The sequence below is a fragment of the Vibrio sp. 10N.222.46.A1 genome (assembly GCF_041473595.1).
In the GTDB taxonomy this organism is placed as follows: Bacteria; Pseudomonadota; Gammaproteobacteria; order Enterobacterales; family Vibrionaceae; genus Vibrio; species Vibrio tasmaniensis_A.
In genome coordinates this window covers 1-6804 of the sequence record NZ_JBFRSN010000268.1, presented here as the reverse complement: position 1 = coordinate 6804, position 6804 = coordinate 1, and the positions used below count along the sequence as shown (strand labels likewise).

General features: G+C 44.7%; 7 protein-coding genes. 4 read left to right on the top strand and 3 right to left on the bottom strand.

The features are described 5' to 3' along the window. The first annotated feature begins 89 nt into the window (after positions 1 to 89). Positions 90 to 440: a DUF2799 domain-containing protein gene (locus tag AB4496_RS09220; protein WP_009848451.1), complete on the top strand. Its 351-nt coding sequence runs from the start codon at positions 90 to 92 to the stop codon at positions 438 to 440. 116 nt (positions 441 to 556) lie between these two features. On the opposite strand, the gene murQ is transcribed toward AB4496_RS09220, so the two are convergent. Both murQ and AB4496_RS09210 read right to left on the bottom strand, forming a co-directional pair. Beyond that, entirely contained in the window at positions 557 to 1477 is a 921-nt protein-coding gene (gene murQ / locus AB4496_RS09215) for an N-acetylmuramic acid 6-phosphate etherase (protein WP_032555324.1), read from the bottom strand. A gap of 45 nt (positions 1478 to 1522) precedes the next feature. Further along, complete coding sequence (locus AB4496_RS09210; protein ID WP_009848453.1) at positions 1523 to 2638, bottom strand: anhydro-N-acetylmuramic acid kinase; 1116 nt, start codon at positions 2636 to 2638, stop codon at positions 1523 to 1525. A 121-nt stretch (positions 2639 to 2759) separates the two neighbouring features. Here AB4496_RS09210 and nagZ point away from each other — a divergent pair, with 121 nt between their 5' ends. From nagZ to tyrA, 3 genes are all read left to right on the top strand, one after another. Next, positions 2760 to 3749: a beta-N-acetylhexosaminidase gene (gene nagZ, locus AB4496_RS09205; RefSeq protein WP_009848454.1), complete on the top strand. Its 990-nt coding sequence runs from the start codon at positions 2760 to 2762 to the stop codon at positions 3747 to 3749. Positions 3750 to 3995: 246 nt separating this feature from the next. After that, the gene (locus AB4496_RS09200) at positions 3996 to 5069 is read left to right on the top strand and encodes a 3-deoxy-7-phosphoheptulonate synthase (protein WP_009848455.1); all 1074 of its coding nucleotides are present in this window, start codon (positions 3996 to 3998) and stop codon (positions 5067 to 5069) included. A gap of 117 nt (positions 5070 to 5186) precedes the next feature. After that, a complete protein-coding gene (tyrA, locus tag AB4496_RS09195) occupies positions 5187 to 6314 on the top strand; it encodes a bifunctional chorismate mutase/prephenate dehydrogenase (RefSeq protein WP_009848456.1) in 1128 nt (375 codons plus the stop codon). Positions 6315 to 6464: 150 nt separating this feature from the next. Here tyrA and AB4496_RS09190 read toward each other — a convergent pair. Next, positions 6465 to 6804: M23 family metallopeptidase (locus AB4496_RS09190; RefSeq protein ID WP_372130845.1), on the bottom strand; the 340-nt coding region annotated here is incomplete at its 5' end.

Here is a 6804-nt window from a genome sequence, read left to right as displayed (position 1 = left end):
AAGTGGACATCAGTCAGTGTTCAGCGGAGAATCGCCACAAAGGCAGCGCTTCGTCAGAAAGTGATGAAGTAACAATATAAAGGATTGAAATGAAAAAAATAATCGCATTATTCGCCGTGGCATTTAGCCTTGCAGGATGCAGCGCCAATGTTCAAGATTTAGCGGCCGAAGGCAATTGGCAAGAGATTGGCTATCGTGATGGTATCAAAGGCCACACTCAGCGTTCTTATTCAGATATGGCCGAGCTTGGCGGAGTCGATCAAGCTAGCTATACAGAAGGTTACCATTTAGGTGTGACGGAATATTGTAATCCGAACCATGCTTATCAAATTGGTTTATCTGGTCAGGTGTATGAAGGCGTGTGTTCTGGTACGGAAGACGCTCAACGTTTCCGTATGGAATGGCAACGTGGCTGGGATGAGTTCTCAAACGACTATTAAGCCCAAGCTAGCGATAACAAATTAAAACTAAAAAAGACCAGTACTGCATGTGTACTGGTCTTGTTGTATGTCGTTAAAGTCACTCTCTAAATGAGAAGCTACAAACAGAATTGAGATTACTGATTATTCTCGACCGCTTTTCTCAAGAAGCCATTTTGTTGATCAAGTTGAGCCTTGGCCAGTTCTAAATCTAGCCCTGTCAGAATCATTAAAATAGATAGCTTCACATCATAATCGGTGTTTTTAAGTGTCGAAACTGCAAGGGCTTTATCACATTCAGTTGCTTGGATTACGATACGAGCTGCGCGGGCAACCAGTTTTTCGTTGGTCGCCTTTACGTCGACCATCAGGTTCTGATAGCTCTTACCAATACGAATCATGCTCGCAGTGGTGAGCATATTAAGCACCAGCTTTTGTGCTGTCCCTGATTTGAGTCGTGTTGAACCAGTCAATGCTTCTGGGCCAACCACTGGGCTAATTGCGATTTGAGCAATCTCAGCAATTGGAGAGCCTGGGTTACAAGACAGCGCAACCGTCACCGCACCAATCTGATTCGCATAGTTGAGCGCACCAATCACGTAAGGTGTACGGCCACTGGCTGCAATGCCTACCACGACATCGTTTTCTGTAAATTGAATGGCTTTCAGGTCTTCAATACCGAGAGTCAGCGAGTCTTCCGCTCCCTCTTTGGCTTTTAAAATCGCTTCTGGTCCGCCAGCGATTAAGCCGATAACCATTTTGTCTGAAACACCGAAAGTCGGAGGGCACTCTGAGGCATCTAATACACCTAATCGACCACTGGTGCCTGCACCCATATAGATCAGTCGGCCACCGTTTTGAAAGGCGTGAGCGATCTTGTCAACCGCTTTCGCGATCAGTGGTAATTCGGCTTCGATCGCCAGTGGTACCTGTTTGTCTTGTTGGTTAATCTTTTCAACCACTTCGAGAGAGGTGAGTAGATCAATATCCATAGTGTCAGGGTTTCTCCCCTCCGAAACGAGGTGCGAGAGCGCTGATATGAGAGCGTCGTTACTCATAATGATCCTTAAATGGTGATTCTAAAATGATGGTTCTAAAGTTGTTTAGTCAGCACGATAGAGAACGCCTAGAGAGGCCGCTCTGCTCGCGCCAGTCACTTCTGGTAAATTGCTTGGCAGTTGATGAACATGACGTTGAGCAAGCCACGCAAAGGCCATAGCTTCCATATAATCGGCATCAACGCCTTTACTGGTGGTTGACTCAACCTCCCAGCCAGGAAGCAGTTCAGACAGTCTCTTCATCAACAGTGGATTTCTCGTACCCCCGCCACACACATAGAGCGCAGGTTGGTTACCCAAGCGATAAGTCTCCACTTCATTCGCTATCGTCAATGCAGTGTATTCACAAAGTGTGTGCTGAACATCTTCTGCCGCAAGGTCTTTAAATTCTGTTAATTGTTGCTCTAACCACGGTAGATTAAATAGCTCCCTGCCAGTGCTTTTCGGCGGCATTTGAGATAGATAAGATTCATTTAATAACTGTTCGAGCAAGGCTTGATTGAGTTGACCTTTAAGTGCGAATTGCGCATCACGGTCAAACTTCTCACCCGTGTGCGTATCAACCCAAGCGTCCATCAACATATTGCCCGGGCCTGTATCATAACCAAGAGTAGGCTGATTCGGGCGCAGTACTGAAATATTCGAGATACCACCAATATTCAAGACTACAACCGAGCTGTCTCGCGGGTGAAAAATCGTATGGTGAAACGCGGGGACTAATGGCGCACCTTGTCCGCCAAGCGCCATGTCTTTGCGTCTGAAGTCGGCAACAGTTTGAATATCTGTTTTAGCGGCAATGATATTAGCGTCACCCAACTGCATGGTAAATGGCGAAGTACCGGTTGGCTGGTGGAATACTGTTTGGCCATGGTTCCCAATCGCAGTCACAGAAGATGCAGGCGTACCTGACTTATCGAGAAGTTGCAGAACAGCATCAGCAAATAGATGACCAAGCTGGTGGTCTAGTTCGCCAATGGCAATCAAATCCGTTTTCTGACCAATACAAACTTCAAGCAGACGCGCTTTGAGATCATCAGGCATTGGGAACTCATCATGAGCGAGCAATGTGATGCGCGAATCTTCAATCGAAACTAAGGCGGTATCAACACCGTCCATACTCGTCCCCGACATCACACCGATATACAGTTCTTTACGATCCATTCCTAAGCTCTTGCACTGCATTCTTAAAGTCTTCCAAAGATTGGTTTAAAAACATTGTAAAGCAAATTTAAAGAGAATAATCTCGGGAAGTTTATGAAATTAGGTTTAATAAGGGATAAATATGGGACCGTTGTGGGTAGATGTCGCGGGCTACGAACTGACAGCTGAAGACAGAGAAATTTTAGAGCACCCAACCGTTGGTGGTCTCATCTTATTCGCTCGAAACTACCACGATAGCAAACAGCTTTCGGCGTTAAATAAAGAGATCCGCAAGGTCGCGAAACGTCCTATTTTGATTGGCGTTGACCAAGAAGGTGGCCGAGTTCAGCGCTTTCGCGATGGCTTTTCAATTATCCCTGCCGCTCAAGAATTCGCGACTAAGAATAATGGTGAGCAGTTAGCAGAACAAGCCGGTTGGTTGATGGCGGCGGAATTGATTGCCCATGATATCGATCTGAGCTTTGCGCCTGTATTAGATAAAGGTCACGACTGTAAAGCGATTGGTAGCCGAGCGTTTGGTGAAGATATTGATACCATCGTTCGCCACAGCAGTGCTTTTATTAAAGGCATGAAATCGGTTGGAATGGCGACAACAGGGAAGCACTTCCCAGGACACGGCGGTGTAATTGCTGATTCGCACTTAGAAACGCCTTACGATCCTAGAGATGATATCTTTGAAACAGACATGGCCATTTTCAAGGCGCAAATTGAAGCCGGAATATTGGATGCCATGATGCCAGCACACGTGGTTTTCTCTCACTATGATGATCAACCAGCGAGCGGCTCTGAGTATTGGTTGCAGAAAGTATTGAAGCAGCAGCTTGGATTCAAAGGCTTAGTTTTTTCTGACGACTTAACGATGGAAGGCGCGGCCATTATGGGCGGACCAGCAGACAGAGCGAAAGCAGCTTTGAATGCTGGCTGTGACATGGTGCTGATGTGTAATAAGCGAGATGCACAAATTGAGGCTCTTGATCATTTAGCGATTCAAGAGGTGCCTTTAGCCAACTCATTGCTTAAAAAGCACTGCTTTGATTTATCGACGCTTCACTCGGATAGTCGATGGAAAGAGGCCTCAGAGCAAATTAAGCGAATGTTAAACGCTGGGTGATAAATAAACACTCTATAAGTTTGAAGAAGGCGATATGAGAAATATCGCCTTTTTTGTATGTGTGAGGTGCAGTTTAAGCTGGTTTGTGTATCAGAGTGAATTAAAGAAGATGTGTAAGTTTTAATTTACAGTAAATGTTTTTTATTGTTTACACTTGCAATCGTTTTTGTAGCTGTTATTGTGTTTTTAAAGATTGTCAGCCCAAATGGAAATTGTGGGTGTAAAAATAAATATACAGGTTGAGTTATGCAGAAAAGTGAATTAAGCAATGTCAATATCATCGACGAACAGGTACTGATTACTCCTGAGGAGTTAAAAGCAAAACTGCCTTTGAGTGATAATGCTCGTCGTTTCATTCAAGAGTCTCGTCAAACTATAGCAAACATTATTCATAAGAAAGATCATCGCATGCTTGTAGTATGTGGCCCATGTTCTATCCATGATATTGAAGCTGCGAAAGAATACGCGAAACGCTTAAAAGCTTTATCTGAGCAGCTTAGCGACCAACTGTATATTGTAATGCGTGTTTACTTTGAGAAGCCTCGTACCACTGTTGGTTGGAAAGGCTTGATCAATGACCCACATCTAGATGGTACGTTCGATATTGAGCATGGTCTGCATGTTGGTCGTGAGTTACTTGTTGAACTCGCTGAGATGGAAATCCCACTAGCAACAGAAGCGCTAGATCCAATCAGCCCGCAATACCTAGCAGATACATTCAGCTGGGCAGCAATCGGCGCTCGTACGACTGAATCACAAACCCACCGCGAAATGGCGAGTGGTCTTTCAATGCCAATCGGCTTTAAGAATGGTACGGATGGCAATCTAGGTACTGCAATCAATGCAATGCAGGCGGCTTCTTCTAGCCACCGTTTCATGGGTATCAGCCGTGAAGGTCAAGTCGCACTACTAACGACGCAAGGTAACCCAAATGGTCACGTAATTTTACGTGGCGGTAAGCAGACGAACTACGATTCAGTATCGGTACACGAATGTGAGCAAGAGCTGGGTAAATCTGGCTTAGAGGCGGCACTAATGGTCGACTGTAGTCATGCGAACTCTCGTAAAGATTTCCGTCGTCAACCGCTGGTGGCTGAAGATGTCATCCATCAGATTCGTGAAGGTAATAGGTCGATTATCGGCCTGATGATTGAGAGCCATATTAACGAAGGAAACCAATCTTCAGATATACCTCTCAATGAGATGAAATACGGTGTATCTATTACCGACGCGTGTATCAATTGGGATTCAACTGAGGCACTATTGAAACGTGCACATACGGAATTAGTCCCGTTCTTAGAGAACCGCTTGAAAGGTTAGTCAGAGTTTAAATTTAAGTGCCTCATCTAATGGGGCATTTTAAGATCTGTTGCTAACGAACCTGCATCAGTGCGGGCTTTTAGATTGGCACGGGCTTATAGATGAGTAAGGAATAAAATGGCCGTTGAACTGAACGAATTACGCGACCAAATCGATGCTGTCGATAAACAAATGTTGGATTTACTGGCTCAACGACTGGCTCTAGTGGAGAAAGTCGGTGAAGTAAAAAGTGAACATGGTTTACCTATTTATGTACCGGAACGTGAAGCCGCAATGTTGGCATCTCGTCGTCAAGAAGCCGAGAAAATAGGAGTACCACCGCAGTTAATCGAAGATATTTTACGTCGTACGATGCGTGAGTCTTATGCCAGTGAAAAAGATTCTGGTTTTAAGTGCCTTAACCCAGAGTTACGTTCAGTGGTTATCGTTGGTGGTAATGGTCAGCTTGGTGGTCTGTTTGGACGTATGTTCAAGCTTTCTGGTTACGAAGTGAAAATCCTTGGCAGCCAAGATTGGGACAAAGCCGATGAGATCTTAGATAATGCTGGCCTTGTGGTTGTAACGGTTCCAATTCACCTGACAGAAGGTGTGATTGCGAAGTTGGGTAACCTACCAAGCGATTGTATTCTTTGTGATTTGACGTCGATAAAATCAAAGCCTCTACAAGCTATGTTAGACATGCACCAAGGCCCTGTGGTTGGATTACACCCAATGTTTGGTCCTGATGTTCCAAGCCTTGCGAAACAAGTGATTGTTTACAGTGATGGGCGTAGTTCTGAAAGCTATCAATGGTTGCTGAATCAATTTGGTATTTGGGGCGCGAGCCTTTGCCAGATGGATGCTGCGGAACACGATCACGGCATGACTCTGATTCAAGCTCTCCGTCACTTCACTTCTTTTGCTTACGGCTTACACCTAAGTAAAGAGAACCCGAACATTGATCAGCTTCTGAAGTTAAGCTCGCCAATCTACCGACTTGAGATTGCGATGGTTGGTCGTCTGTTTGCTCAAGACCCGAACTTGTACGGTGATATCATTCTTTCTTCAGATGAGAACATTGAGATGATTCGACGTTTCCATAGTCGTTTCGGTGAAGCATTGGAAATCTTGGATGGGAAAGATAAAGCTAAATTCGTTGATAGCTTTAATCAAGTCAGTGATTGGTTTGGCGACTACTCGCAGCAGTTCTTGCAAGAGAGCCAAAGTCTTCTAAAACAAGCACATGACTCGATTCATCGAGGCTAATTACGATTTGAAATCATAAAAAAGAGCGACCATCAGGTCGCTCTTTTTGTTTGTACTGAATGCTATGAAAGCATTTGGTCTACTGTAGGCTAAAAGCAATTAGATCATCATAGGCCAAATCAATATCCCTCAATAACCAATAACCAATAACTAGTTAGTCGTGATAGGTTTCTTACTATCTTCACTCGATACGGTGTCTATGGTCGAGCTAATGTAAGGCACGTTAGTCAGGTTGATCTGCAAGCGAACCACATTATCAATCAGTTGAACCAATGGACCCCACTTAACCTTTTTCTCTTTCTCGAACACGTAGTTGAAGTTCTCAGGTGTCCAATCCATCAAGTATTGAGGGTTCAATGAACGACCAAGAAAGCGTACCTCATAGTGCAAGTGTGGCCCGGTTGAGTTACCTGAGTTACCACAGCTCGCAATCACATCGCCTTTACTCACAAATTGACCGCTACGTACTTTGAACTTCTGTAGGTGCGCA